Raw genomic sequence first — 23,391 nt, forward strand, 5'->3', positions numbered from 1 at the left:
TCATGCCGGAACGCACTCGACGACGTCGACCTGCGGCAGCCGGGTCGCGGGCTCGCGGATCGCCAGGCCCGCGCCGTGGACGAGCGCCGCCAACTCGCTCATGGTCCGGTTGCCGCCGCCGGTGAACGAGAACACCAACAGGTCGTCGAGGACCGCCGACTGCGCGCGCGGCGTCATCGTGGGCCGGTCGGGGACGATCTGCTCGAGAATCAGCAGGCGGCTCCCGGCCCCCATCGCCGCCCGGCACGACCGCAACAGCGCGGTCGCCTCCTCCTCGCCCCAGTCCTGCAGGACGTACTTCAGCAGGTAGACGTCGTGGCCGGCCGGGACGCCCGCGAAGAAGTCGCCGGTGACGACCGCGCAGCGGTCCGCCATGCCTTCCGCGTCCAGGAGTCGCTCCGCCGCCGGCCGCACCTCGGCCCGCTCGAAGACGGTGCCGCGCAGGTGCGGCCAGGCGTGCAGCAGCCGGGTCAGCATCCGGCCGTTGCCGCCGCCGACGTCGACGACGGTGGACACGTCCGAGAAGCCGTACGCGCGGGCGAGCTCGTCGCCGATGCCGACGGAGTTGGCGGACAGGTCCCGCACGAACAGCTCCCCGAGCGGCGGACGGTCGCCGAAGAACTCGTACATCGTGCGCTTGTGCGCCGCCTCGAACGCGCAGCCGCCGTCGAGCAGCGCGGTGCCGAGCCCTTCGAACACCCGGAACAGGTCGGGGTGGCCGAGCTGCAGCGACCGGTGGTGGAGTGAGCCGGGCGTGTCCCGGCGCAGCAGCGGCGTCAACGGCGTCTGCCGCAGCTCGCCGGCGTCGTCGATGGCGAGCAGGCCGAACGCCGCCCAGGCGCGCACGATACGCAGCAGGTTGGGCGGGTCGACGCCGGTGTCCCGCGCGAAGTCCTCGGTGCTGCGGGGGCGGTCACTCAGGAGGTCGGGCAGCCCGAGGCTCACGCCGGCCGAGACGACCTGCGTCGTGATGGCGCCGGACAGCAGGGACAGGACGGCGGTCGTACCGGCGAAGTCGGTGCGGCTAGGCAACGGGTACCCCGTGGGTCTCGGCGTGGCTGCTGCGGGTCTGGGTGTGGCCGGCGTGCGCCTCGGCGCGGGCCGCCCACAGCTGCGGGAACGGCGTGCGCAGCCGGCTCGTCAGGTGTTCCAGGCCGGTGGTGCCGCCGGTGCCCGGGCGGTCACCGATCATCCGGGTGACGACGTGGAGGTGGGTCGTCTGCCAGCTCCAGACCCCCTGCGCCAACTCGGCGAGGGCCTGGGACATCCGGAACATCGGGTCGCCGCGCAGCCCGCCGGCGACCAGCTCGGCCAGGTCTCGACCGGAGTGGTCGAGCAGCCGCAGGTAGCCCTCGAAGAGTGGGCCGGGCCCGTCGCCATTCATGCCGAGGACCGTCCGCAGCCGGTGGAAGTGCGCGGACTGGGCGCCGCTCGCTGTGCCGAGCCGCTGCCGGAACGCGGCGAAGCACTCGACCGGCAGCCGCCCGAGCAGCTCGGCCTGCTGACGCAGCGTCACCATGCAGTCGGTCGCCCGGCCCACGCTCTCCAGCCAGTCCTCGGCGTCGCCGTCCGGCGTGGCCAGGCACTCGACCGCGGCGTCGAGCTCCAGCATCGCCTGTCGTAACAGTAACTCACTGCATTGATGTACGGCGATGAAAAAGTGCTCCGCGCGGAACGTCCTGAGGTCGTCCGGCGGCGTCAGGGGATGTTGCAGGGACATGAGTTCCGGAATCCGGAGATAGCCGGCGTAGCTTGGGCGTTCCGTGGCCGGATGCAGGTGCGAATACACGATTCAGCAGGCCCTTTCCGTCTCCGCTGATCGCCAACGATATCCGAGCCGCCAGTCCGGGACAAGACACCAGCCATTTTTTCAATTGCCATATATCAATGAAGAACCGCGGATTTAAATAGTCGTTCATCACTGTGACATGAGCCCGATCGCCCGCCGCGCCACCAAAGGCGGCGCCGGCGGGCGGGTCAGGAGGGTCGTCAGCGGTTGAGGACGACCTTGAGCGCGCCGGTTTCGCCGGCCCGGGCGAAGGTGTCGTAGGCCTGCATGAACTCGCCGAGGGCGAAGTGGTGCGTGATGAGCCGGGCCGAGTCGATCTGGTGCGCGGCGACCAGTCCGAGCAGGGTGGGGGTCGAGTACGTGTCGACCAGGCCGGTCGTGATCGTGACGTTCTTGATCCAGAGATCTTCCAGGTGCAGCGTCGCCGGCTTGCCGTGCACGCCGATGTTGGCCACGCGCCCGCCGGGACGGATCAGGCGGGTGCACAGCTCGAACGTCTCGGGAATGCCGACCGCCTCGACGGCGACGTCCGCACCGAGCCCGTCGGTGAGCCGCATCAGCTCGGCGACCGGGTCCTCGGTGCCGCTGTTGACCACCACGTCCGCGCCGAACTGCTTGGCCGCCTCGAGCCGTGCGGGGGCGAGATCGATCGCGACCACATGGCTCGGCGTGAACAGCTTGGCGCCGAGCATCGCGGCCAGCCCGATCGGGCCGGCGCCGACGACGGCGACGGTGTCGGCCGGACGGACGGCACCGTTGAGCACGCCGACCTCGTACCCGGTGGGAAGGATGTCGGCGAGCATGAGGACCTGATCGTCGCTGACCCCGGCCGGCACCGGATAGGTCGAGTTGTCGGCGAAGGGCACCCGCACGTACCCGCCCGTCCGTGACCGTCGGTACGTCTCCCTTGAGGATGTGCAGGTCGGTGCCGCAGATGGTGACCGCGTCCACCTGGACGATCGCATCGGTGTCCTGCTGGACCGCGGGGTCCGCGACCTCTTCCCAGCTCTTGCTGCCCGGACCGTGATAAACCAGCGCTCGCATCTCCAGTCGCCTCCTAGCGGTTCTCTTCCTCGTACCGTCGCTCCGCACCCCGGCCGGTCACAGGGCCATTGGTCCCGCCCTGGCCGGGCCGCGCCGAACCCAGCCGCACCGGCGTCGCCGACCGCACGTCGTCGGCGGTGACGCCCGGCGCCGTCTCCACCAGCACCAGACCGTCGGCGGTCACGTCGATGACGCCGAGGTCGGTGATGATGCGATGCACAACGCCCGCGCCGGTGAGCGGGAGCGTGTTCTCGGGCAGGATCTTCGGCGAGCCGTCCTTGGCGCGGTGCTCCATCAGCACGATCACCCGGCGGGCGCCGTGGACCAGGTCCATCGCTCCACCCATGCCCTTGACCAGCCGGCCGGGCACCACCCAGTTCGAGAGGTCGCCGCGCTCGCTGACCTGCATACCGCCGAGGATCGCCGCGTCGACCTTGCCCCCGCGGATCATCGCGAAACTGGTGGCGGAGTCGAAGAAGCTGGCTCCCCGCGCGGCCGTCACCGTTTCCTTGCCGGCGTTGATGAGGTCCGGATCCTCCTCGCCGGCGACCGGGTAGGGGCCCAGGCCGAGGATGCCGTTCTCGCTCTGCAAAATGATCTCCACGCCGGCGCGCACGTGGTTGGGGACCAGCGTCGGCAGGCCGATGCCGAGGTTGACGTAGTCGCCGTCGTTGAGTTCGGCCGCGGCCCGAGCGGCCATCTCGTCCCGGGTCCACGGCATGTCAGGCACCTCCCGCGCCGGTCGTGGCGGCGCGCAGGGTGAGTCGCTCGATCCCCTTGTCGGCGGCCTGGTCGGCGGTCAGCGGCACCACCCGCTGGACGAAAGCGCCGGGCAGGTGGATCTCGTCGGGATCCAGGTCGCCCGGCTCGACGAGCTCCTCCACCTCGGCGATCGTCACCCGCCCGGCCATGGCGCAGAGCGGGTTGAAGTTGCGGGCGGCCTTGCGGAAGACCAGGTTGCCGTGCCGGTCGCCGCGCCGGGCCCGCACGAGGGCGAAGTCCGGCCGCAGCGCCGTCTCACGCACGAAGGTCCGCGGCACGCCGTCGACCTCGAAGACCTCTTTCGGCTTGGATTCCGAGGCCAGCGCGACCTCCCCCGACGCGGCGTACCTGATCGGCAGCCCGCCGTCGGCGACCTGCGTGCCGACGCCGGTGCGGGTGTAGAACGCCGCGATCCCGGCCCCGCCGGCGCGCAGCCGCTCCGCCAGCGTCCCCTGCGGGTTGAGGTCGATCTCCACCTCGCCGCAGAGGTACTGCCGCTCCAGTTCCTTGTTCTCCCCCACGTACGACGCCACCAGGCGGCGGATCCGCCGCCGCTGCAGCAGCAGCGAGTTGCCGACCCCCGGGATCCCGCAGTTGTTGGAGATGACCGTCAGCTCCGACGCACCCTGTTCGGCGAGTGCGGCCAGGAGCACCGACGGGATACCGCAGATTCCGAAGCCACCGCTGGCGACGCTGGCCCCGGTCGGGATGTCGGCGACCGCCGCACGGGCCGATGCCACGATCTTGTCCACCTCACGCCTCCTTCAGCAGTGCCCTGCGCATCAGCACCATTTCGGGCTGCGCGTCGGCCGGGATCGTGGTCAGTACCAACCGGGCCCCGTCGCGGGGTGTCTCGTGCTCGCCGTGCCAGAACGCCTCGGGAAGTACGGCGGCCCGCGCGACGTCGCCGGCCACCTCGACCGATGCGTCGCATCGCACCGCCGGCGTCCAGCCGAAGTGCCCGGCCACGTTGGTCAGCGAGGAGTAGTCGGCGAGCCGCTCCGGGGACTCCGGCGTGGCCGAGTCCCCGCGGCGGGCCCGGGCGTCGAGGAGCACCAGTCCCAGCGGAAGCGACCCGAGACGCCCGAGCCATTCGGCGAGGTACATCGAGGCGCTGTCGGCGTGGTCCGCGCCGACCTCGGCCAGGCGCTCGCCGGCCCGGTCGTGTGCCCGCATCAACCAGCGCGCCGGTGACGGCACCGACAGCACGACCCGTCGCCGGGTCGAGTCCGCCAGCGTGCGCACGGTCGAGACCAGCCGCCCGGCCGCGGCCTCGTCACCGAGCAGGGTGCGCAGCGCATAGCCCGGGCGGCTGCGCCTCCCCATCGCCCGCACCAGGTCTGGGGTCGCCCCGAGGTGGGCGTCGTAGAACGTCTCGGCGTCGACGAACACCGCGTCCGGGTCCAGCAGGGCGTGGACCCGGGCGACGTGCCCGGTCAGGGCGGCGAGGTCACCCCACGGGATCTCGCCGCCCTGCCGCAGCACCGCCTTCGCGTAGGCGTCGTGGTCGATCACCACCGCCCGGCCGCCCGGTGCGGCGTCGAGCAGGGCAGTGAGGGAAGACATGTGCTGCTCCTTGGCCATCAGGCGAGTCGCTTGACCTTCTCGCCGTGCTTGTCCTCCAGTTGCCGCACGCGTGCCTCCAGCGCCGCGATCTTCAGCTCCCGGCGGTCCGGGATCATGATGATCGGCAGTTGCCGCAGGGGCGCCTTGACCCGGTGGGGGCCGTCGATGGTGAACACGGTGGCGGTGAGGTCCTCGGTCTGGTCGCCCCAGGAGCCGTAGTAGAGGAGGTCCGCAGGCGGCTGCTCGGTGACGAACTCCTTGACGAACTCCGCATAGGGCTTGCCGCGCCGCAGGCGCGCCTCGCGGGCCCGCGCGCGGGCCTGCGCCGTGGCCTCGGCATCGAGCCGGAAGCTGATCGGGTCGTAGCGGACACCGAAGATGTCCTCGGCGACCTTCTGGCTGATCCGGCCGAGTTCGGCGTCGCGCACGACCGACTCGGGCAGGCGTTCGAGGGGGTCGCCGTATCCGCCACCGGCGCCCTGGGAGATCATGTACAGCTCGCCGTCCTTGGCGATGTCGTACTGCAGGCCCATGTGGTAGGTGGAATACCTGCCGTCCGGGAACGGGCGCTCGTTCATGACCTTCTCGATCGACAGGTCGAACTTCGTGTTGTCCTGCCGGATGTGCTCGTAGACGTTGGTTCCCTTGACCATGCACAGCGGGTAGGTGCCGCAGCCGTAGCCGCCGAACATGCCGTAGATGGACGAGAACTTCGCCCCGGAGGTCACCGTCATGAAGCCCCATTGCGGCGTGCCCTCGGCGGCCACGATCATCTCGTAGCCCATGCCGCCGGTGAACTTGCCGAAGCCCATGTTGTCGCGGACCAGGCGCTTGGCCACCAGCTGCATGAACGGCACCTCCTCCTCCATCACCTCCTGCTCGGCCGTGTCGGCCATGGCGCAGAAGAGCGGCGAGACGGCGTCCTCGCCGTCGCGGAAGGGCTTGGCTCCCCCGGGCATCCCGTTGAGATCGGCGCAGAGGTTGCCGACCATGTCGCCGTGCTGGGTGACGCCACCCCACAGGAACGTGTTGATCTGGTTGAACCAGTTGGCCACGATGTTCGAGTACTTGCGGGGCGTGGAGAACGACATCTTTCCGTAGAGCGCCTGCATCGCGGAGAAGCCCCGGAACGAGGCCTGCAGCGACTGGCCCATCGGGGCGTCGTAGGAGGCGTCGGCCCAGGTGCCCTCGTCGGAGATGATCTCGATGCAGCTCATCGCGGACGTGCAGCGCGGCAGGTCGGGCCACCAGAAGGCCAGGATCGCCTGCATGAACATGGACTTCACGGAGCAAAGCGGCGAGTTGATCGCCCGGTTGAGGATCTCCGGTCCGGTGCCGCGCAGGTCGACGGTCATCTTGTCGCCCTTGACGTGGATCGCGCAGGCGAACTTGATGAGGATGTTCTCCTTCAGCGTCGAGTCCATGAACTGGTTGAAGCGGTACGTGCCGTCGGGGAGCTCGCTGATGCGGCGGCGCACCTCGGCGTCGACGTCCTCGACGGTGATCCGCAGGGCCGCCACGAACGTGTCGGCCCCGACCTCGTCGATGACCTTGTCGATGCGCTCCATGATCTTGCGAACCGCGGTGATCTTCACCTTCAGGTCGGCCAGCTGGAGCTTGGGGTCGCGCACGGAGTGCTGGAGGAAGGTCAGCAGGTCGCGGCGCAGGTGACCGCGCTCGACGATCTTGAACGGGCTCATCCGGATGCCGTCGTCGAACGGCGTCTCCGAGCCCGACGGCATGCCGCCCGGTTCGCAGGCGCCGTTCTCGCCCTCGTGGATGGTCGCCGCGACCCAGGCGATGACCTCGCCCTCGCGCATGATCGGCATGATCATCGACTGGTCGGTGTTGTGGATGTTGCCGAACCGGGCGTCGTTGTGGATGAACCCGTCGCCCTCGTGGATGCCGACGGTCGGCTCGTCCTTCCAGTACTTCATGATGTACCGGATCGGGTGGTGCAGGACCGCGGAGAACGCGATCACCCCGTGGCACGAGAGGTAGGACACGTCGCCGGCCGCGGTGTAGATCGCGGTCGTCAGGTCACCCCACTTCGCACCGGGCGCCGCACCCTGCGCCTCGCACATCTCGTAGCCCTCGTCGAGCGCGCCGGCGATCCGCTTGCGGATCCGCTCGACCACCAGCCGGTCGACACCGGCGGCGATCGCCCTCGTCTCCCGCGACGACCGCGCCTGGATCGAGTGGTCGCGCATGATCAGCGGGTCGGGACCGAGGAAGAGCGTGGTCTCGTCCATGAACCGGTCGACCCACTCGCGCTCCTGCGGCGTAAGGGTGTTCTGCTCGTCCGTGACAGTCATGGTCTTCTCCTGGTGTGCTCGATCAGTCCTGCCGGAACCAGACGGCGCCTTGCACCGTCGGCTCCAGCCGCCAGCCCGGCTCGACGAGGTACGTGGTGTTCTCGGTCGTGACGATCGCGGGACCGGGGATCACGTACTCGTGCGACAGCGAGGTCTGGTCGAAGATTGGGGTGTCGATCGGCTCGCGATGGCCGATGAAGTGGACCTTGCGGCGGGACATCGCGGCCGGCACGGTGCGCGGACCGGGGGCCTCCAGCGAGTCGAAGCTGACGACGTCGCCGTCGACGTAGGAGGCCACGCGCACGGTGCCCACGCGGATGCCGGCCTCGGGTGCCGCGCTGGCGGCGCCGAACCGGTGGCTGTAGACGTCGCCGAAGGCGCGGATCATGTGCAGGACGTCGCCGACGCCGTTCATCCGGTTGACGTCCAGGGCGACCGCCTGGGTCAGCAGCTGGTTGCCGTAGCGCATGTCCAGCTCCAGGCGATACCGCACGTCACCGGCCGGAAAGCCCTGGCGCACCAGGTCCTCGCGTCCCCGGGCCTCGAGCTCCTCGACGATCGCGTTGAACTCCGCGTACCGGTCGTACAGCGACCGGGTGGTGGCGTTGTACATCGTGATGTGCACGCCGCGCTCGTGGAAGTGCAGCTGCTTCATGTTGCCGGCGCCGCAGGCGGAGAACACCGACGAGAACGGCGGGGCCAGGACCCGTTTGATGCCGGCATGGCGGGCGATGCCGCAGGCGTGCAGCGGGCCGTTGCCGCCGTACGCGAGCATCGTGAAGTCTTCCGGCAGGTAGCCACGGACCCGCAGCTCCTTGCCGATGCCGATGGCCATCTGCTCGTCGACGCCGTCCTTGATCGCGCGGGCGATATCGAGCACGTCCATCTCGAGCTCGTCGCACAGGTTCTCCTCGATGGCGAACCGGGAGCGCTTCGGGTTGAGCTTGATGTAGCCCTTGGCGTAGTTGTCCGGGTCCAGGTAGCCGAGCAACAGGTCGGCGTCGGTCACCGTCGGACGCAGCCCGCCGCGGTCGTAGCAGGCCGGGCCGGGGTTGGAGCCGGCCGACTCCGGGCCGATCTTGATGGAGTGGTGGATCCGGTCGTACGTCACGATGGAGCCGCCGCCCGCGCCGAGCGTGTCGAGATGGACCATCGGCACCGAGACCAGCCAGCGGTCGATGGTCGGCAGGAAGTCGTAGTGCTTCACCCCGCCCTCGGGCACGAGGCCGATGTCGAAGGACGTCCCGCCCATGTCGGTGGAGATCACGTGGCCGAGGCCGGTCTCGTTCGACAGGTGCTCCGCGGCGCCGACGCCGGCGATCGGACCGGAGTGGATGGTCTGCAGGGCGTCGGTGGAGTTCATCTGCGCCATGCCGCCGGAGTTGTGGATGACCAGCATCGGCTTGTCGTATCCGGAGTCGCGCAGGTTGTTCGAGAGCTGGCTGAGCGCGTGGAACATGATCTCGTGCAGGAAGGCGTCCACGATGGTGGAGGTCGCCCGCACGTATTCGCCCTTGCGGCCGGAGACCTGGTGGCCCAGCAGCACCGGGATGGCGCCCAGTTCGTGGGCCGGGAACTCGTCGAGGACGATCTCCTGGATCGCCAGCTCGTGCTCGGGATTCTCGGTGGCGTTGACCAGCGAGACCACGAGGGCCTCGACGCCGGCGTCCACCAGCTCCCTGACCACCGTGCGGACGTCCTCGGGATCGAGCTCGGCCACGACCTTGCCGGCCGAGTTGACGCGCTCCTTGACCGAGCGGATCAGGTGCCGCGGCACCAGCGGCTCGGGCCGTTCGGCGGCCGGGAGGTTCTGCTGCATCGAGTAGTCCAGGCCCTCGCCGTACCCCCGGCCGCGGGAGAGCGGGATGGTGTCCTCGAAGCCGTGGGTGACGATCGCCCCCACTTTGGGCCCCTTGCGCTCGATGAGGGCGTTGGTGCCCAGGGTGGTGGCGTAGCGGACCGAGTCGACCTCCTTGAGCACGACGCCGCGGTCCAGCCCGGCGCGGCCGCACGCCAGGTCGAGCGCCTCGTTGAAGCCCAGCGCCAGGTTGTGATGGGTGGTCAGCGCCTTCGCCTCGACGTAGGTGTCGTCCCAGACGAAGAAGCAGTCGGTGAAGGTGCCCCCGATGTCGACGGAGATGCGTTTCATCGTCGTGTTTTCTCCTCGCGCGATCAGCGGATGTGGCCGGTCGCCTTGTGCAAGGCGGTGTATCGCTGGGCGTCCTCGCCGGGCCCGTAGTTGTGGACCGCTTCGGGGTCGACGCCGCGCTCCTGCCACTGCGCGCGCAGCGCGGCGACGTCGATGACGATGTCGACCGTCGGCGGGTGTCCGGGCGGGACGTACTCGGTCTCGATCTGGGTGCCGCAGCCGGGGCAGTAGAACTCCAGGATCCGGCAGTACGCCGGGTCCGGGGAGAAGGTGAACTCGTAGCGGTCGGGATCGATGATCGGCTGGTGGATCTCGCGCGGGTCACGGTCGTAGACCAGGCAGCCGGGCTTGTAGTTCTCGTGGGCGGACCAGATGTCGCGGTCGCACACGCGGCAGACCCAGCGCTCGGTCTCGAGGTCGATGACGAGGTATTCGGTCATGGCGACGCGCATGATGACCTTCCTCTCGCGGCGGTCGGGGGATGTCAGTGGGTGTCGGTGAGCAGCAGGTCGCCCGAGGCGGTGACCCGGAACAGCCAGCCCGGCAGCACGCGGGCGGTGAAAAACGGGCCCTCGACGATCGCCGGGCCCTCGCCGCACGCACCGGGCGGCATCTCGGTGAGCACGAACACCGGCACCTTGTCGACCTGGTCGGGCGCCGACCGCACGGGCCGGGCCTCGGGGCTTGCCACCCGGATCCCGGGCACGTGGGTGTCGGGGGCGATCTCGGGGTGCGGCAGCGCGGCGGTCACCGACAGCCGCAGGGAGACCTGCTTGCCGGGGAAGTCCACGATGTCTCCGGCCCGGTACGGCGCGGTCGCCACCGCCGACCCGTCGGTGTGCTCGACGGTGAGCAGCACGTCGGTGCGGCAGTCGTCGAGGGCGTAGCCCTCCTGGAAGAGGTCGCGCCGGGCGCGGGCGATCATCTCGTCGTAGGTCGCCGCGGCGCCGGCCGTGGTCGGCTCCGCCACGCCGACCTCGTAGGTCTTGCCGATGTCGGAGAAGGCGATGCCGAACGCGGAGAAGACGGCCGCCATCCGCGGGATCAGCACCCGCTTCACCCCCGCCGGGCGAGCGGCGCCCGCGGCGCTCATCGGGCCGGCGCCGCCGAAGGCGAGGAGGGTCGAATCCTCCTCGACCAGGTGCGCGAAGGCCCGGGCCAGCGCGTCGAAGTAGGCCCGCTCCATCCGGATCAGCGCCTCCTCCAGGCCGATGCCCAGCGGAGTGGCGATGGACTCGGTGATGACCGCGGCCGAACGCTCGGCGTCGAGCCGGAAGGTGCCGCCGAGGTAGGTGTCGGCGTCGAGGACCCCGAGCAGCAGGTTGACGTCGGTGATCGTGGCCTCCTGGCCGCCGAAGCCGAAGCAGGCGGGGCCCGGGGCCGCTCCCACGCTGTGCGGCCCGACGGTGATCTGCCTGTCCACCACCGAGATCACCGAGGACCCGCCGACGCCCGTCGAGTGCACGTTGCTCATCGGGTACGAGATCCCGACGCCCTCGATCGTGCCGCGCTCGCCGGCCGCCACCGCGCCACCGCGGACGACGCCCACGTCGGTGGTGGTGCCGCCGATGTCCATCATCAACGTGTGGTCCAGGCCGTACATGCGGGCCAGCGCCGCCGTACCCTCGAGGCCGCCACGCGGCCCGGAGGAGTACGTCTTGAGCGCCACCGCCTTGGCCACGCGCGAGGAGGCCCCGTCGTTGCGGTAGACCAGCAGCGGGTTGATCACCTTGTACGACTTCAGCCGCCGCTCGGCCGCGTACAGGAACCGCTCCATCGTCGGGTGCAGGAACGAGTTGAGCACGCACGACCACACGCGGCGCGGGTGGTCGCGGTCGCCGGCGAGGTCCCACGAGTACAGCAGCGGGACCGAGCCGAGCAGGTGCCGCGGGAACCTGCGCAGCAGCACGCTGCGCAGCCGGCGCTCCAGCTCCGGCGACGCGCCGGCCACCACCACCCGGGCGGCGCCCAGGGTGGTGAGCCGGTTGATCCGCTGGACGACCTCGAAGTCGATCTCCTCGTCGGTCGCGTCCATGTCGATGGTGAGCGCCCCGTCGGCGACCAGCGCGTCGAAGAGGTCCCGCTCGGCCGCACCGCCGCGCATCCGCTCGAACAGGTCCGGCATCGTGCTGAGGATGCCGATCATCGGACCTCGCCGCTCGACCAGGGCGTTGGTGCCCTGGGTGGTCGAGTAGCGGATGTGCTGGGTGGCGTGCAGCAACCGTTCCGTGTCGGCGTCGCCGTAGAGGGCGGCCGAGGCCTTCTCGATCCCGGCGAAGAGGCACTCCGACAGGTCGTGCGGCGTGGTGAGGGTCTTGGTGTAGGTGAACCGGTCGCCGTCCCAGACGCAGATGTCGGTGAGCGTGCCTCCGTTGTCAATGTTGATCAAGGTGTCCATGCCGCTCCTTGGTCGGTGAGTCCACGGGTGGCTGCGCAAGGCGACCGCGTTTCCGGCGGGTTTCCTGCGCAACTCCGGCGTGCCGACAACCTTGCTCGTGTCTCACCGGGCGGCGGTGTCCCAACATCGGACACCGGCGAGGCTTGGATGTGGCGTGGGTCTCAGCCAGGATGTATTTCCACCAGGTCAACGGACCATTTCGTCGCGGTCAACGAGGCGCCCCGGGAGGTGTGCGTGCCAGACACCGACAACCGGCTCCTCCGGGTGGCCGCGGCCAGGGCGGACTTCCTCGAGTCCGGCCGCGCGGGCGCCACCGGCGTGCCCGACGTGCTCGCGGCCTCATGGGAACGCAGCCAGGCGGCCGGCGTCGACAGCGGACGGCCGCACAGCGACTACACCAGCGACATCGACCTCGGATCCCGCCTGGTGCGCTGCGCGCGTCCGGTGCTCACGCAACTCGGCAACGACACCGCGGACCTTCCGCTGGTCATCGCCCTGACCGACCACAAGGCCAGACTGGTTCAGCGCATCGACCTGTCCTCGGCGGTCGGACGGCTGCTCGACCGGGTCGAGTTCGCGCCGGGCTTCAACTACTCCGAGTCGACCATGGGCACCAACGGCGTTGGCACGGTGCTCGAGGCCGGCCAGCCGATCAGCATCGTCGGGCCGGAGCACTTCACCGAGCACCTGCAGTCCTTCGCCTGCACCGGCGCCCCGGTCATCGATCCCCTGACCGGCCGGGTGGAGGGCGTGCTGGACATCTCCACGCTCACCCAGACGTGGAGCCCGCTGATGCACACGCTGGCGAAGAGCGCCGCCAAGGACATCAGCCGCAACCTGCTCCTGGATCGCAGCCAGTCCCAGCACGCCGTCTTCGAGACCTACCTGCGCGTCGAGGCCCGGGCGTCCCGCCAGGCCGTCTTCGCCTTCGGCGACTCGGTCTTCATCGCCAACGCCGCGGCACAGGGGCTGTTCAACGCCGGCGAACAGCTGACCCTGCGCGAGCACGCGACCTTCCTCATGAGCCGCCGCGACCGGGTCAGCGACACCCTGGTCCTGCCGGGGGGACGCATGGTGCACATCCGGGGCACCCGGATCCTGGCCGGCGCCGAGGTGGCCGGCATGGTGGTGATCGCCGACCTCGTCACCAAAGAACGGGCCGGATCGCTGGGCGACTTCACCGAGCAGGCGCTGCCGCAGGTCGCCGTCGCGAGCCCACAGACCTCCCGCATCGCCGGCGACCTGTACCGGCCGCACGAGGCCATCACCGGTGGCCGGTCGCCGGCGTGGGTGCGCGCCTGCGACGAGCTGCGCGAGGCCCTCGCGGCGCAGGTGCCGGCGATCGTGCTCGGCGAGACCGGCAGCGGCAAGTTCACCCTGGTCGCCGAGATCTTCCACGCCTCGCACCCGGTGGGCCGCAGTGTGTCGATGGACGCCGCCCAGCTGACCATCGGCAGCGCCCAGACCGACATCAACTCGCTGCTGGCCGGCAAGCGGGAGCCGACGCTCTACATCGTCCGCAACGTCGACCAGGCCACCACCGACGGGGTCGAGCAGCTCGACGCGTTCTTCACCGCCATCGGCCGGCTCGGCGGCCCCACCTCGTTCGTCGCGACGCTGTCCGACTCCTCACTGGACTCCGACCTGCCGTTCCACGCGCTCCTCGGCCACTTCGAGGTGGCGATCAACGTGCCACCGCTGCGGTGCCGTACCGACGACCTCGCCGCGATCACATCATCGGTCCTGCGCGAGATCGCCCCCAACCGCAAGGTGCGGCTCAGTCCGGACGCCGAACGGGTCATCGCGCGCTACTCCTGGCCGCGCAACGTCTCCCAGCTGCGCGAGGCCCTCGAGCACGCGCTGCGGCGCCGGCCGGTCGGGGAGATCCAGGCCCAGGACCTGCCGGCGTACTGCCAGACGACCTCGCGGCACGTGCTCACCCCGCTGGAGACGGCCGAGCGGGACGCGATCGTCGCCGCGCTGCAGGAGACCGACGGCAACCGGGTGCTGGCGGCCGCCCGGCTCGGAATGTCGCGCTCCAGCCTCTACCGCAAGCTGAAGGTGTACGGCATCACGGCGTAAGCCGCCGCGCCGCGATCCGGGCCGGGTCGGGCCAGCGCACGTCCCATGCCCATCCGATCGCCTCCCAGATCCGGATCAGCCGGGCGCTGGGATCGAGCTGGCCGCGCAGCACCCCGTGCCGGGCGCTGGTCGGCTCGGCGTGGTGCAGGTTGTGCCACGACTCCCCCAGCGACGGCAGGGCGAGCCACCACACGTTGGTGGAGCGGTCCCGGGACGCGAACTGCCGCTTGCCGAAGACGTGGCAGACCGAGTTGACCGACCAGGTCACGTGGTGCAGGAGGCCGATGCGGACCAGGCCGCCCCAGAAGAAGCCGGTCAGTGCCCCCTGCCACGACAGCGCCAGCAACCCACCGCAGGCGGCGGGCAGCAGGAGCGAGACCGCCACCCAAAGCGGGAACGACCGGGACACGCGCACGACGTCGCGGTCGGCGAGCAGGTCCGGCGCGTACCGGTGCTGCGGCGCCTGCGCGGGCTCGAACATCCAGCCGACGTGCGCCCAGACGAGCCCCTTCGCCACCGCCCACGCCGACGTACCGTACCGCCAGGGCGAGTGCGGGTCGCCGTCGCGGTCGGAGAACTGGTGGTGCTTGCGATGGTCGGCCACCCACCGGATCACCGGGCCCTCGATCGCCAGGCTGCCGGCGATCGCCAGCGCGATCCGCAGCCCGCGGCGGGCCCGGAACGAGCCGTGGGTGAAGTGGCGGTGGAAGCCGGCGGTGATCCCGCTGCCGGTCACCACGTAGAGCACGGCGGCGATCGCCACGTCCCGCCAGCTCACGCCCCACCCCCAGGCGATCCACACGGCGGCGGGCACGGCCAGCGACGGTACCGCGATGAACACCGCCAGGACGAGGCGCTGCCACGGCCCCTGGCGGTCGCCGGTCAGCATGCCCGGCGGCGCGGCCCCGTCACCGAGGCCGACCGACGCGGGCCCCGCAACATCCACCATCTCCGCAAACCCTCCCAGGCCCGCCGCGCCGACGGCGGCGACAGGCCACAGCGGATCACTCGGCGACCGGGCCGCAGCAGGGCCACAAGGCCCGGTGCGGGAGGGTCCACGGTCCCCGTCCGGACGGGACCGGTTCGCCGGGATCTCGCCGGGTCAGCGGCGGCCGGCCAGGTGCCGGGCGAGGTGATCGACCACCTCGCGGGCGTCGTCCTCGATGCCGTGGACGAACGTGGACTTGCGCCGCCGCAGCACGGGCAGTCCCAGCGCGTAGAGTCCCGGGCTGTCGAGGACCACACCACCCTCGTGGTGCAGCCGGCCCTTCGCATCGACGACGGGTACGTCGAGCCACCCGTAGTCCGGCCGGAAGCCGGTCGCCCACACGATCGCCCGGATCTCGCCGCTTCGCAGGTCGAGCTGCAGCCGGTTCGATTCGGGTACCCGCGTCGGGGCGAAGCGCTCGGGACCGTCGACCTCGGCGTCGCGGCCGTCGCCGCGCGCCCACGCGTCGAACGTGTCCAGCAGGCGCTCCATCTTGAGGTCCGCGAGCGAGAACACGTTGCGCAGGCCGCCGGAGAACAGTGCGCGGCCGTCACGCACGGCCGCCCAGCGGCCCACCAGCCCGACGCCCATCGCGGCGAGGGCGTTGAGGTCGAGCGTCCTGCGCTCCGAGGCCTCCGAGGCCCCGACGAGCTGGGGCGAGGGCAGGCGCCGGGCCCGGGTGAGATCGTCGATCTGGTCGTAGCGCTGGTCCCACACGCCGGACGTGTGCATCCACCACAGCACGTCCCGTCCGCGGTACGTGCGCGGCAACCGCACGTGCTCCCCGACGCAGAGGGTCACCGGCCGGCCCGACCGCTGCAGCTCGGCCGCCAACTGCACGCCGGTGGCCGATGCCCCCACGACGAGTACGCCGCCGTCCGGAAGTCCGGCGGGTCCGTGGTAGTCGAACGGCGTGAACTGCTCGACCGACCCGGGTATCGCGTCGCGGAACGGTGGCGCCGCCGGCCGGTTGCAGGCGCCGGTGGCGATGACCACCGCCCGGCAGCGGATCTCGCCGCGGTTCGTCGTCACGTGGTACTCGTCGCCGGCACGTCGTACCGATGTGACGTTCGTGCCGGTCCGGACGGGGGCGCGCGAGGCGAGGGCGAAGCGCTCGATGAACTCGACCACTTCGCCCATCGTCATGTAACCGTCGGGATCCGGGCCCTCGTAGCGATGGCCCGGCAGGCGGCTCAGCCAGTTGGGCGTGAGCAGCCGCAGGGAGTCCCAGCGTTCGCGCCGCCAGGAGTTCGCCACCTCGCCGCGCTCCAGCACGACGTGGTCGATCGACCGGTCGCCGAGGAAGCGGCTCGCGGCGAGGCCCGCATGCCCCGCGCCGATGACGACCGTGGTAGCGCGCTCGATGGCTCGGCCCTCCAGCCGTCAAACCGCTCAGGCGACTTCGACGGTCACGTTCGTGGGATTGGTGAGCGCGTCGAACACGGCCGAGCGCTTCTGGGACTGGGCCACCAGCGCGTCGATGTCCTGCTTCGAGGCGTCCGCGTCGATGGTGAACGTCACCTTGATGTCGTTGAAGCCGTTGCGGACGTCGCTGTCGACGCCGAGGATTCCGCGGATGTCGTGGTTGCCCTCGACGATCGACTCGACCGAGCGCAGCTGGATGCCGCGGTTCTGCGCGACGGAGGCCACGCCGGCCGTGAGGCAGCTCGCCAGGCCGACGAGGAGGTACTCGATCGGCGTGATGCCGTTGTCCTCCGCCGCGAAGACCTCGGGGTGGTCGGCGTCGAACACGGCCTCCGTCTTGTGGCTCTGCTCCTGCCCGAGACCGAAGAAGTGCTGGATCGTCGTGGTGCTGTGGACGCCCCGCTGCCACTTCGCCGATGCCCGCCAGGTGAACTGGGCGGCCTCGGGCGCGTCCTTCAGCGCCGCGCGCGCGTCGAGCAGTGCCTGAACGTTGACCCCGTTTTCGACCGTCGTCATGTCGCGTGATACCCCTTTCGCCCAGTCCCCATACCTATCCGGTAGGGATGGTTGACAGTACACCGGGCGGGCGGATCAGGCTATGATCGCGCCCATGGGATCGGCCTCGACACGCGTAGCCGGCTCCGTCGGTCGTGTCGAGACGCAGTACGCCGACCTGCCGGAGCCGGTCCGGCTCGACTGCGGGCGGGAGCTACGCCAGGTTCGAGTGGCCTACGAGACGTACGGCACCCTCTCCCCCGATCGGGACAACGTCATCCTGGTGTGCCACGCGCTCAGCGGCGACGCCCACGCGGCCGGCATGTCGGTGACGTCCGCGGAGAGCACCCGTGACGGGTTCGCGGCGGAGGACCGCGACGGCGCGACCGGCAAGGGTCTCGGATGGTGGGACGGCATGATCGGCCCGGGCAAGGCGTTCGACACCGACCGGTTCTTCGTGGTCTCCACGAACCTGCTCGGCGGCTGCAAGGGTACGACCGGGCCGTCCTCCATCAACCCGGCGACCGGAATGCCGTACGGGTCGGACTTTCCGGTCATCACGGTCGCCGACATGGTGCGCACCGAGCGGGCGTTCCTGGACGTCCTCGGCATCGAGCGGCTGGCGGCGGTGGCCGGGGGCTCGCTCGGCGGGATGCAGGCGCTGGAATGGGCGATTCTCTTTCCCGATCGGGTCGATGCGGTCGTGGTGATCGCCAGCACGCACGCCCTCCACGCGCAGGGCGTGGCCTGGAACGCGATCGCGCGTGACGCGATCATGCGTGACCCGGCCTGGCAGGGCGGCCATTACCACGGCACGGGCCGCTCGCCCGAAGCCGGCATGGGCGTGGCGCGGATGGTCGGCCACGTCACCTACCTGTCCGCACCCGCGATGGCCGACAGGTTCGGCCGGCGGCTGCAGTCCGCCGACGACATCCGCCACACGATCACGGAACCGGAGTTCCAGGTCGAGAGCTACCTGCGTCATCAGGCCGACTCGTTCGTCAGGCGATTCGACGCCAACACCTATCTCTACACCTCGCGGGCGCTGACGTACTTCGATCTGGCGCGGCAGCACGGCGGCGGATCGCTCGCCCGGGCGCTCGAGGGCGTTTCGGCGCGGACGCTGCTGATCGCGTTCAGCTCCGACTGGCTGTACCCGCCGTCCGCGTCGAAGGAGATCGAGGACGCCCTGCACGCTCTCGGCAAACCGGTCGAGTGCCATGTGATCGACGCGCCGTACGGCCACGACTGCTTCCTGCTCGAGGAGGCGCGGCAGACGCCGATCATCCGCCGCTTCCTGGCCGAAGGCGAGGCCGGCGCGTGACGTCGAGAAATGAGGGTTTCGTGACCGAACAGCCGCCGCGTGCCGAGCAGGCCCGTGACTTCGGGTTCGAGACACGGCAGTTGCATGCCGGGCAGCGGCCCGATCCGAACACGGGCGCGCGCGCCGTGCCGATCTTCCAGACCACCAGCTACGTGTTCGAAGACCCGGAGTCGGCGGCGGCGTACTTCAACCTGCAGGAGTACGGGAACACGTACTCGCGCATCATGAACCCGACCGTCGCGGTGTTCGAGGAGCGGGTGGCCAACCTCGAGGGCGGCTGCGGCGGGGTGGCGTTCGCCAGCGGGATCGCCGCGCAGGCGGCCGCGCTGTTCACGCTGCTGCAGCCGGGCGATCACGTCGTGTCGTCCTCGGCGCTGTACGGCGGGACGGTCAACCAGCTCAAGCACCTGCTGCGCAAGATGAGCGTCGAGCTGACCTGGGTCGACCCCGACGATCCGGACGCATGGCGGCGGGCGGTCCGCGCGAACACGAAGGCGTTCTTCGGCGAGACAATCGGCAACCCCGCCGGCAACGTGCTGGACATCGAGACCGTCGCGGCCGTCGCGCACGAGCACGACCTGCCGCTCATCGTGGACAACACGTTCGCGACACCGTACCTGTGCCGCCCGATCGAATGGGGCGCCGACATCGTGATCCACTCGGCGACCAAGTTCATCGGCGGCCACGGCACGAGCATCGGCGGCATCGTCGTCGAGGCGGGCACGTTCAACTGGTCCAACGGGCGGTTTCCCGTGATCGCCGATCCGTCGCCGGCCTATCACGGCCTGCAGTTCCACGAAACGTTCGGTGCCTACGGCTACCTGATGAAGCTGCGGGCCGAGACCCTGCGCGACCTCGGCGGGGCGCTCTCGCCGTTCAACGCGTTCCTGTTCCTGCAGGGGCTCGAGACGTTGTCGCTGCGGATGGAGCGCCACGTCGCCAACGCGCGGGCGGTCGCGGCGTTCCTCGAGTCGCACGAGCTCGCGGCCGACGTGACCTACCCGGGCCTGCCGACGAGCAGGTACCGGCCGCTGGTGGAGAAGTACCTGCCCCGCGGCGCGGGCGCGGTGTTCTCCTTCGAGTGTGCCGGCGGCCGAACCGGCGGCCAGGACCTCATCCGCGGCGTGACGCTCTGGTCCCACCTGGCCAACGTCGGCGACGCGAAGAGCCTGATCATCCACCCGGCCAGCACGACGCACCGCCAGCTCAGTGACGACGAGCTCCGCGCGGCCGGCGTCGCCCCGGGGACGGTACGGCTGTCGGTCGGCACCGAGTCCGTCGAGGATCTGATCTGGGACCTCGAGCAGGGCTTCGCCCACGTCGCCGCGTCGGCGGGAAGAAGGTAGCGAGGGGCATGACCGATCTCGATCTCGGGCTATACCAGGACCCACTGACGATCCAGCGGGTGCTTCACGGCGCGCGGACCATCGCGATCGTGGGCCTGTCGAACAACGAGCTGCGGGCCAGCTACTTCGTCGGCTATTACCTCAAACGGCACGGCTACCGCGTGATCCCCGTGAATCCCCGTGAGGCGGAGATCCTCGGCGAGACGTGCTACGCGAGCCTGCCGGACGTACCCGTGCCGGTCGACGTCGTGAACGTCTTCCGGGCGCCGGACGCGCTGCCGGGCATCGCGCGCGACGCCGCGGCGATCCGCGCCGGCGCGATCTGGTGCCAGTTCGGCGTGATCAACGCGGAGGGCGCACGGATCGCCGAGGACGCCGGCCTGACAGTGATCATGGACCGCTGCCTCAAGATCGAGCATGCCCGCTACGTGGGCCGGATGCACTGGCTCGGCTTCAACACACAGCGCATCACGTCCGTCCGCGGCGGCCTGCAGTAGCAGCCCCGCACGGTGTTGCCGCCGGCTTCGAGGCAGGGCCCCCGCTATGGCGACGGGCCATAGCGGGGCCCCGCTTGCGAATCAGGCGAACTGGGACAGCAGCGCCGCGGGTGCCGGCTGCACGTCCGCGGCGGCCGGCTTGCTGATCGAGACCGGCTTGCCGAAGTCACTGAACGTCGTCGTGGCCGTCGTCGCCGGAACCTGACCGGCGCCGGGCATCTTCACAGTCAGCGAGGCGACATACCCCTCGGCGCCGACCGTCGCCTCGAACGGCACCGACTTCGCCGCGTCGCCCATCTCCTGGATCAGGGCGGCGCTGGACGCCGGAAGGTTGCGCTTGGTCATGTCGATCGTGCCCTTGAACGCGCCTGCGCCGGTCCGCTCGACTGTCGCGATCGCGTCGGTGAGCCCTTTGACGTTGGTCGGGTCGTCCGGGTTGCCGAGGCCCAGCTTGCTCAGCGACGTCTTGGAGCCGTCGACGTACATCCACTTCTTCGGGTCGAGGCCCGGAATCGGCAGGCCCAGCTTCAGGTACAGGTCGGTGCCGACGGTGATGATCTCAGCGGTGATCTCCTGCCCCTGTGCGGTGATGGTCATCGAGCCGCTGTTGGCCCTCGTGGCAGGGTCGCTGGAGCCCGTCAACTTGGTAATGCCCGCGGTACCCGATTCGGTGGTCATCGAATACGCCATGGTGACGCCGTTGAGCTTGTTGAACGCGTTGGCCAGTTCCGTGCGCGCATCGGCCTCCGGCGACGCCGCCGCGCTGGTCGATCCGCTTGCCGCCGGCGCGGCGTCGCTGTTGTCGCTCTTGCCGCCGCAGGCCGCGGTGACGGTGAGCACGCCGGACAGCACCAAGGCGAGCAGGCGACTCCTGCTGGACTTCATCAGTTTCCTCCCCCTGAGCGGCCCCGTGCCGCCTCGGCGAGGATAGCCATGCCGTGCCACACCGTGAGGGCGAGCGATGCCCAGCCACACAGCCGCACCGCCGTCCCGCTGCCTGCCCGTCCTGCCCCGGCTCGACGAACGTCGCAGCCATGCCGCTATGTTCATCTACGCCGATTTATATGAGGCCTTGTGGCCGGCACACAACGGGCCGGCCGGTCAGGAGGCCCATGCCGGCCGCCTCGTAGCGTCGCCCGCAACCCTATGTCAGTCCTTCTCGAAGAGCGGGAAGCAGTTGGCGAACGGATCCGGCAGGTCGCGCCAGGCGTCGAAGCCGCCGGCAACTTCGTCGTCGGTGAGCAGGCACGCGCGCAGCAGGTCGGTGATCGCGGCTGGGTCGAGGTGCAGGCCGATGAAGACGAGGCTGGTGCCGCGGTCGCCGTAGTAGGGGTCCCAGTTGAGGTTGGCGGCGAGGCGGCGCAGGGTCGTGGCCTCGTCCCAGCGGTGGGTGGGCAGGGCGGCGAGCCAGAAGCCCAGGGTGCCGAGCGCGACGCCGCCGCCGGCCGACTCCCAGCCGACCGCGCCGTCGGGCTGGCTGGCGATCCAGCACTGCCCGCGGCTGCGCAGCGCCTCCCCGGTCAGATCCTCCAGCGCGTCGTGGAGGCGCTGTGGGTGGAACGGCCGACGGGCATGGAACAGCACGGAGACCACGCCGCAGTCGGCGGCCGGCTCGTGCACGCCGATGCTGAACCCTTCCATGACCCGGCCCAGCATGCCGGGGACGTTCGGGTCGTGACGGCGGGTGTCACGCAGCCGGCGGGTCATCCGGGCGCAGTCGACGACCGGCGTGACGCCGTCGGTGAAGTGGGTGGCCCACGGTGCGAGCCGGTGCAGCAGGGTGCCCATCCGGGCGAGCTCGAACCCGTCGGCGTCCGGGTCGGCCCAGAGCACGACGGTGTCGGCGTACTCGACCTGGCGGACGAGCAGTTCGGCGACACCTCGGTGGTCGTCGTGGGCGGCGTGCATGCCGCGGTGGCGCAGGTCGTCGGTGGACGTGAGGTCATCGAGCACGGTCGCGGCATCGACCACGGTGACGTACGAGTCGAACCGGACGGATTCGGTGACCGGGTGGCCGGCGCAGGCGGCGGCGAGCGACTCGGGGTCGACCGCGGGTGGCAGCACCAGCACGAGGTCGCGGCCCGGGTGTTCGCGACTGAGCCGGGCGAGCGTGGGCAGCACGTCCTCGCGCAGCGTGCACTGGACGCAGCCGTGCACCAGCTCGACCGTGACGTCTTCCAGCAGGCCGCCGCTGGTGCGTACCACCCGCTGGACCTGTCCGCGGAGCACGCCGTCGAGGTCGTGGCGGACCAGGAGAAGGTCCGGGTCGGCGTGCAGCAGGGCGCGGGCCACGGCATGCGTGGCGGACGGGGCGAATCCGGCGAGCACGGTGACGGCCGGCCGGAGGTCCTCGACGGCTGCGGTACGGGTCGCGCTGAGGTCGGAGCGGAAAGCCATGCCCCCATCTTGTTGGAAATGGTTTTCATTGTAAAGTAGCGGCATGCCCAAACGATGTGACGTCACCGGCGCGCAGCCGGGCTTCGGCAACGCCGTCTCCCACTCCCACCGCCGCACCCGCCGCCGCTGGGACCCCAACACGCACCGCCGCCGGTTCTGGCTGCCCAGCGAGGGCCGCTGGATCCGGCTCACCGTCAACACCAAGGGACTGCGCACCATCGACCGGGACGGCATCGAGGCCGTCGTGGCCCGGCTGCGCCGCAACGGGGTAAAGCTCTGATGGCCCGCGGCGGCACCGAGGTGCGCCCGATCATCAAGCTGCGCAGCACCGCCGGCACCGGCTACACGTATGTGACCCGCAAGAACCGGCGCAACGACCCGGACCGGCTTGTGCTGCGCAAGTTCGACCCGCTCGCGCGCCGCCACGTCGACTTCCGCGAGGAGCGCTGATGGCACGACACGGCGGCGTGCCCGCTACTCGACGCAGAACTCGTTGCCTTCCGGGTCGCACATCACCGTGAGGTCGGGCAGCACGCGCAGTATCTGGGCACCCAAGCCACGCAGTCGAGCGACTTCCTGCTCGACCGGGCCCGGCGAGCGCAGGTCGAAGTGCATCCGATTCTTGGCCGTTTTCGGCTCGGGCACTCGAACGAACCACATGTTCGGGCCGCCCCACCCGGGCGCCTCAACGTATGCGCGGTCGGCAGTGGCGTCCTCATCGACGTTGCTGCCGAGCGCGGCGGCCCAGAACGCCGCCAGCGCCAACGGCTCTCGACAGTCGAACGTCACAGCCTTGATGTAGGTGGACACCCGT

22 protein-coding genes are annotated in these 23,391 nt (G+C 70.3%); 6 read left to right on the forward strand and 16 right to left on the reverse strand.

Translation table 11 applies throughout. The features are described 5' to 3' along the window. The 10 genes from ACGFI8_RS20780 to ACGFI8_RS20825 form a co-directional block, all read right to left on the reverse strand. Entirely contained in the window at positions 1–1,032 is a 1,032-nt protein-coding gene (locus ACGFI8_RS20780; protein ID WP_392807042.1) for a methyltransferase, read from the reverse strand. Further along, the gene (locus ACGFI8_RS20785) at positions 1,025–1,789 is read right to left on the reverse strand and encodes a tryptophan 2,3-dioxygenase family protein (protein WP_392807044.1); all 765 of its coding nucleotides are present in this window, start codon (positions 1,787–1,789) and stop codon (positions 1,025–1,027) included. Before ACGFI8_RS20785 ends, ACGFI8_RS20780 begins: the two co-directional genes overlap by 8 nt. Positions 1,790–1,989: 200 nt before the next feature. Beyond that, positions 1,990–2,661 (reverse strand): zinc-binding dehydrogenase, encoded by a 672-nt coding sequence (locus ACGFI8_RS20790; RefSeq protein WP_392807046.1) that lies wholly within the window; start codon positions 2,659–2,661, stop codon positions 1,990–1,992. Positions 2,662–2,846: 185 nt separating this feature from the next. Then, positions 2,847–3,554 carry a CoA transferase subunit B gene (locus ACGFI8_RS20795; RefSeq protein ID WP_392807047.1) on the reverse strand — a complete coding sequence of 236 codons (708 nt, stop codon included), beginning with the start codon at positions 3,552–3,554 and terminating at the stop codon, positions 2,847–2,849. 1 nt (position 3,555) lies between these two features. After that, positions 3,556–4,347: a CoA transferase subunit A gene (locus ACGFI8_RS20800; protein ID WP_392807049.1), complete on the reverse strand. Its 792-nt coding sequence runs from the start codon at positions 4,345–4,347 to the stop codon at positions 3,556–3,558. A gap of 1 nt (position 4,348) precedes the next feature. After that, positions 4,349–5,161, reverse strand: coding sequence for a hypothetical protein (locus ACGFI8_RS20805; RefSeq protein WP_392807051.1), 813 nt, complete (start codon positions 5,159–5,161; stop codon positions 4,349–4,351). A gap of 17 nt (positions 5,162–5,178) precedes the next feature. Further along, positions 5,179–7,476 (reverse strand): hydantoinase B/oxoprolinase family protein, encoded by a 2,298-nt coding sequence (locus ACGFI8_RS20810; RefSeq protein WP_392807053.1) that lies wholly within the window; start codon positions 7,474–7,476, stop codon positions 5,179–5,181. A gap of 22 nt (positions 7,477–7,498) precedes the next feature. Continuing rightward, complete coding sequence (locus ACGFI8_RS20815) at positions 7,499–9,625, reverse strand: hydantoinase/oxoprolinase family protein (RefSeq protein ID WP_392807054.1); 2,127 nt, start codon at positions 9,623–9,625, stop codon at positions 7,499–7,501. 23 nt (positions 9,626–9,648) lie between these two features. Then, positions 9,649–10,077 (reverse strand): acetone carboxylase subunit gamma, encoded by a 429-nt coding sequence (locus tag ACGFI8_RS20820; RefSeq protein ID WP_392807055.1) that lies wholly within the window; start codon positions 10,075–10,077, stop codon positions 9,649–9,651. Positions 10,078–10,109: 32 nt separating this feature from the next. Beyond that, positions 10,110–12,023, reverse strand: a complete 1,914-nt coding sequence (locus tag ACGFI8_RS20825; RefSeq protein WP_392807057.1) for a hydantoinase/oxoprolinase family protein — start codon at positions 12,021–12,023, stop codon at positions 10,110–10,112. A 234-nt stretch (positions 12,024–12,257) separates the two neighbouring features. On the opposite strand from ACGFI8_RS20825, the gene ACGFI8_RS20830 reads away from it, so the two are divergent. Continuing rightward, a complete protein-coding gene (locus ACGFI8_RS20830) occupies positions 12,258–14,105 on the forward strand; it encodes a sigma-54-dependent Fis family transcriptional regulator (protein ID WP_392807058.1) in 1,848 nt (615 codons plus the stop codon). Here ACGFI8_RS20830 and ACGFI8_RS20835 read toward each other — a convergent pair. From ACGFI8_RS20835 to ACGFI8_RS20845, 3 genes are all read right to left on the reverse strand, one after another. Further along, positions 14,095–15,054 carry an acyl-CoA desaturase gene (locus ACGFI8_RS20835; RefSeq protein WP_392807060.1) on the reverse strand — a complete coding sequence of 320 codons (960 nt, stop codon included), beginning with the start codon at positions 15,052–15,054 and terminating at the stop codon, positions 14,095–14,097. The genes ACGFI8_RS20830 and ACGFI8_RS20835 overlap by 11 nt on opposite strands. 153 nt (positions 15,055–15,207) lie before the next feature. After that, positions 15,208–16,473: an NAD(P)-binding domain-containing protein gene (locus tag ACGFI8_RS20840; RefSeq protein ID WP_392807359.1), complete on the reverse strand. Its 1,266-nt coding sequence runs from the start codon at positions 16,471–16,473 to the stop codon at positions 15,208–15,210. A gap of 12 nt (positions 16,474–16,485) precedes the next feature. After that, positions 16,486–17,034 (reverse strand): OsmC family protein, encoded by a 549-nt coding sequence (locus ACGFI8_RS20845; RefSeq protein WP_392807062.1) that lies wholly within the window; start codon positions 17,032–17,034, stop codon positions 16,486–16,488. A 94-nt stretch (positions 17,035–17,128) separates the two neighbouring features. On the opposite strand from ACGFI8_RS20845, the gene ACGFI8_RS20850 reads away from it, so the two are divergent. The 3 genes from ACGFI8_RS20850 to ACGFI8_RS20860 are packed head-to-tail and all read left to right on the forward strand — an operon-like array spanning position 17,129 to position 20,180. Continuing rightward, on the forward strand, positions 17,129–18,337 hold the full coding sequence (locus ACGFI8_RS20850; RefSeq protein WP_392807063.1) for a homoserine O-acetyltransferase: 1,209 nt from the start codon (positions 17,129–17,131) through the stop codon (positions 18,335–18,337). A 20-nt stretch (positions 18,338–18,357) separates the two neighbouring features. Further along, positions 18,358–19,683, forward strand: coding sequence for an O-acetylhomoserine aminocarboxypropyltransferase/cysteine synthase family protein (locus ACGFI8_RS20855; protein WP_392807064.1), 1,326 nt, complete (start codon positions 18,358–18,360; stop codon positions 19,681–19,683). An 8-nt stretch (positions 19,684–19,691) separates the two neighbouring features. Beyond that, positions 19,692–20,180, forward strand: a complete 489-nt coding sequence (locus ACGFI8_RS20860; RefSeq protein ID WP_392807066.1) for a CoA-binding protein — start codon at positions 19,692–19,694, stop codon at positions 20,178–20,180. A gap of 81 nt (positions 20,181–20,261) precedes the next feature. Here ACGFI8_RS20860 and ACGFI8_RS20865 read toward each other — a convergent pair whose 3' ends face one another. Both ACGFI8_RS20865 and ACGFI8_RS20870 read right to left on the reverse strand, forming a co-directional pair. Then, on the reverse strand, positions 20,262–21,065 hold the full coding sequence (locus ACGFI8_RS20865; protein WP_392807068.1) for a hypothetical protein: 804 nt from the start codon (positions 21,063–21,065) through the stop codon (positions 20,262–20,264). Positions 21,066–21,329: 264 nt separating this feature from the next. After that, positions 21,330–22,577 carry a CobW family GTP-binding protein gene (locus ACGFI8_RS20870; RefSeq protein WP_392807069.1) on the reverse strand — a complete coding sequence of 416 codons (1,248 nt, stop codon included), beginning with the start codon at positions 22,575–22,577 and terminating at the stop codon, positions 21,330–21,332. Positions 22,578–22,620: 43 nt separating this feature from the next. On the opposite strand from ACGFI8_RS20870, the gene rpmB reads away from it, so the two are divergent. Both rpmB and rpmG read left to right on the forward strand, forming a co-directional pair. Further along, positions 22,621–22,857, forward strand: a complete 237-nt coding sequence (gene rpmB, locus ACGFI8_RS20875; RefSeq protein ID WP_392807071.1) for a 50S ribosomal protein L28 — start codon at positions 22,621–22,623, stop codon at positions 22,855–22,857. Next, on the forward strand, positions 22,857–23,027 hold the full coding sequence (gene rpmG, locus ACGFI8_RS20880) for a 50S ribosomal protein L33 (protein ID WP_392807073.1): 171 nt from the start codon (positions 22,857–22,859) through the stop codon (positions 23,025–23,027). The genes rpmB and rpmG overlap by 1 nt, the downstream gene beginning before the upstream one ends. Positions 23,028–23,051: 24 nt before the next feature. On the opposite strand, the gene ACGFI8_RS20885 is transcribed toward rpmG, so the two are convergent. Next, the gene (locus ACGFI8_RS20885) at positions 23,052–23,387 is read right to left on the reverse strand and encodes a VOC family protein (RefSeq protein ID WP_392807075.1); all 336 of its coding nucleotides are present in this window, start codon (positions 23,385–23,387) and stop codon (positions 23,052–23,054) included. Positions 23,388–23,391: the final 4 nt, after the last annotated feature.

It is taken from the genome of Dactylosporangium sp. NPDC048998 (assembly GCF_043197855.1).
Classification (GTDB): Bacteria; Actinomycetota; Actinomycetes; order Mycobacteriales; family Micromonosporaceae; genus Dactylosporangium.